The 238-nt window shown below is 77.3% G+C and carries 1 pseudogene; it reads right to left on the reverse strand.

What is annotated here, in order from left to right:
- Positions 1-238, reverse strand: a pseudogene (gene glmU, locus AC0IVP_RS22150) (bifunctional UDP-N-acetylglucosamine diphosphorylase/glucosamine-1-phosphate N-acetyltransferase GlmU); the annotation flags it as partial.

Consider the following 238-nt stretch of genomic DNA (forward strand, 5'->3'; position numbering starts at 1 on the left):
CCGGGCTGCGGCTGCCGCGGCTGCGGCGGCAGGCGTCCCGGGCCGGCGGCGGTCGACCCAGCCTGTCACATTGCGCTGAGTGGCCCGGGCCACGCCCATGGCCCCCGGCGGGACGGCGGCGGTGATCACCGAACCCGCCGCGGTGTAGGCGCCGTCCCCCACCGTGACCGGGGCGACGAACATGTTGTCGGCCCCGGTGCGCGCGTGGCTGCCGATCGTCGTGTGGTGCTTGGCGACG

This window comes from Klenkia sp. AC732 (assembly GCF_979256525.1).